This window comes from Streptomyces sudanensis (assembly GCF_023614315.1).
GTDB classification, from domain to species: domain Bacteria; phylum Actinomycetota; class Actinomycetes; order Streptomycetales; family Streptomycetaceae; genus Streptomyces; species Streptomyces sudanensis.
Window position 1 is genome coordinate 2,839,289 of record NZ_CP095474.1, and the last position, 3,047, is coordinate 2,842,335.

The following is a 3,047-nucleotide window of genomic DNA, read 5'->3' on the forward strand; positions in this document are numbered from 1 at the left end:
GAGTTCGGCGCCGGGGGCCCGTACGCGGGCGTTCGCCCTGCAGTTCTTCCTGCAGAACCTGGGGCTCGGCGTCGGCGGCCTCATCGGCGGCCTGCTCGTCGACGAGAGCCGCCCCGGCAGCTTCCTGCTGCTGTTCTCCATCGAGGCGGCCATGTTCCTGGTGCTCGCGGCGGTCTCCGCGACCGTGCGCGTGCCGCGCACCCCGGCCATCGCGGACGCGCGGCCGGGCCGGGCGGACGCCGGGGGCGCGGGCGGACTGCGGGCGCTGCTCGGTCACCGGGCGATGGTGCAGCTGTGCGTCCTGGGCTTCGTGCTCTTCTTCGCCTGCTACGGGCAGTTCGAGTCGGGGCTCGCCGCGTACGGGACGGAGGCCGCCGGGATCGAGCCGTCGACGCTGGGCATGGCGCTGGCGGCCAACACGGCCGTCATCGTCGTGGCGCAGTTCCTGGTGCTGCGGTTCGTGGAGCGCGGGCGCCGTACGCGGGTCATCGCGGCCGTGGGCCTGATCTGGGCCGCGGCCTGGCTGATCGCCGGGTACGCGGGGCTCGGGCACGGCGGTCAGGCCATGGCGACGGCGGCCTTCATCACCACGTACGGGCTGTTCGGGCTGGGCGAGGCGATGCTGTCGCCGACCGTGGCGCCGCTGGTGGCCGACCTGGCTCCGGAGTCGGCGGTCGGGCGGTACAACTCGGCGTTCGCCCTGGTCAAGCAGCTCGCGCTGGCGGTGGGGCCGGCGGTGGGCGGCCCCATGGGGGCGACGCTGCACGGGCCGTACATCGTGACGTTCGTGCTCTTCTCGCTGGGTGTCAGCGTGCTCGCGCTGCGGCTGGGCCGGGGGCTCACGCCGGCGCAGGACCACCCGTACGCGGCGGCCCGGTCGCGGGTCGTCGTCCGGCACGCCCCCGGCGAGAGGACGGTCGGGACGGCGGCCTGACCGGGGCGGGTCAGCCGGGCAGGACGAACTCGCACCAGACGGTCTTGCCGCCGCCGGGCGTGCGGCGGCTCCCCCAGGACGAGGCGATCGTGGCGATGATCGAGATGCCGCGACCCGCCTCGTCCTCCGTTTCGGCGCGGCGGCGGCGCGGCAGGTGGTCGTCGCCGTCCGCCACCTCGATGATCAGCCGCCGGTCGGTGCGGCGCAGCCGCAGCCGCATCGGCGGCGTGCCGTGCTTGAGGGAGTTGGCGACGAGTTCGCTGGTCGCGAGGACGCCCAGGTCGCGCAGTTCCGCGGGGAACCGCCAGCTGGACAGCACCCCGGTGGCGAAGGCGCGGGCGCGGGGGGCCGCCTCCACCCCGCCCAGCAGGTCCAGCGCGGCGTTGTGGAACAGCTCGGCGTCGGGGCCCGTACGGGAGGGGTGCTGGAGGACGAGTACCGCGACGTCGTCGTCGTGCTCGGCGGTCACCCCCAGGGAGCGCAGGAGGCGGTCGCAGACGACCTGCGGGGCGCCCGTCGCGCCGGACAGGGCGCGCTCCAGGGCGGCGACGCCCTCGTCGATGTCCTCGCCGCGCCGCTCGACCAGGCCGTCGGTGTAGAGGACGGCGGTGGAGCCCGGCGGGAGGGCGATCGTCCCGGAGCTGTGCACCCAGCCGCCCGTGCCCAGGGGCGGGCCGGTGGGGTCGGCGGCGCGGCGGACCGATCCGTCCTCGTCGCGCACGAGGATCGGCAGGTGCCCGGCGGAGGCGTAGACGAGCCGGCCCTCGTTGGGGTCGTGGACCGCGTACACGCAGGTGGCGATCTGGTTGGCGTCGATCTCGGCGGCCAGGCCGTCGAGGAGCTGGAGCACCTCGTGCGGTGGGAGGTCCAGGCGCGCGTAGGCGCGGACGGCGGTGCGGAGCTGGCCCATGACGGCGGCGGCGCGCACGCCGCGGCCCATGACGTCGCCGATGACCAGGGCCGTGCGGCCGGCGCCGAGGGTGATCACGTCGTACCAGTCGCCGCCGACCGCCGCGTCCAGGCCGCCCGGCCGGTAGGTGGCGGCGACCCTCAGGTCGTCGGGCTGCTCCAGTTCCTGCGGGAGGAGGGACCGCTGGAGCGTGACGGCGGTCTCGCGGTGGCGGCGCTCGGTGGCGCGGAGCCGGTCGGTCGCCTCGGCGTGGTCGGTGACGTCGGCGGCGTGCACGAGGACGCCGCCGCCGGGCCGGCCGGGCCGCCCCTGGTGGGCGGGGACGTCGACGGGGGTGCAGGACACCGTGTAGGAGCCGCCGCCCTTCGTCCGGCGGGACTTGACCGTACGGGACCTGCCGCTGCGCAGGACCTGGTCCATCAGCGGGAGGAGGCCCAGGTCGGCCAGTTCGGGGCAGTGGTCGGCGGCGGGTGTTCCCGGGGAGCGGGGGCCGAAGGCCGCCGCGTAGGCGTCGTTCACGTACGCGACGCGGTGGTCCGTGCCGTAGGTGAGGGCGACGAGGCCGGGGAGGTGGCCGAGGATCTCCCGTACGGAGAAGTCCTCCAGGGCCGGAGGCGTATGGCGCGCGTCGGGCGCGTGGGGTTCGGCGAGTGCGCCGGGAGGCGCCGCCGGGGTGTCGTCGGGGCCGGGTGCGGGCTGCCGTCCGTACTCGCCGCGCGCCGCGGGTACGGCGCCCTCGCCCCGCCGTGCCGACGAGCCCCCGTCGTCGGTGCCGCGAGCGGCGGCGCGGCGCTGCGTACCGGGGAAGCGGGCGCTCCAGCGCGTGAAGTTCACGGATCTCCATGCCTTGTGGTGTCATCGCCGTGGTGGGTCACTCTGTGCAGGTGTGAGCACACCCATGGTCACACGTCCGGTGCGGTGGGGCGCTCCGGCAGAGGGTGTCACCCGGTCGCGGGGCCGGTCCTTCCGGGGCCGTTCCCGTCGGTGTCGTGCGGGCCCTTCCGGCCGTCGGTGTTCCCGGTGCCGGGCCCGCCGCGGGGCTCTTCGGTGCCGCGAGGCTCTTCGGTGCCGCAAGGCTCTTCGGTGTCGTGGGCGCCGGGGGACGAGTCGGCGGTGACGGCCGTGTCGGACGGGGGCGGGGCGGCGGGCCCGGCACCGGGAACACCGACTGTTAGACCTCGGTGGCAACAATGAGCACAAGAA

The 3,047-nt window shown here is 75.7% G+C and carries 2 protein-coding genes (1 of these 2 cut by a window edge); one reads left to right on the forward strand and one right to left on the reverse strand.

All coding sequences use genetic code 11. The features are described 5' to 3' along the window. A protein-coding gene (locus tag MW084_RS13200) for an MFS transporter (RefSeq protein WP_010476628.1) crosses the window boundary here: on the forward strand, window positions 1-934 show its 3' portion. The gene continues 344 nt to the left of window position 1, outside the view; the window shows 934 of its 1,278 coding nt (coding positions 345-1,278); its start codon lies off the left edge, out of view; the stop codon is at window positions 932-934. A gap of 10 nt (window positions 935-944) precedes the next feature. On the opposite strand, the gene MW084_RS13205 is transcribed toward MW084_RS13200, so the two are convergent. Further along, window positions 945-2,678 carry an ATP-binding SpoIIE family protein phosphatase gene (locus MW084_RS13205; protein ID WP_275563606.1) on the reverse strand — a complete coding sequence of 578 codons (1,734 nt, stop codon included), beginning with the start codon at window positions 2,676-2,678 and terminating at the stop codon, window positions 945-947. Window positions 2,679-3,047 lie beyond the last annotated feature (369 nt).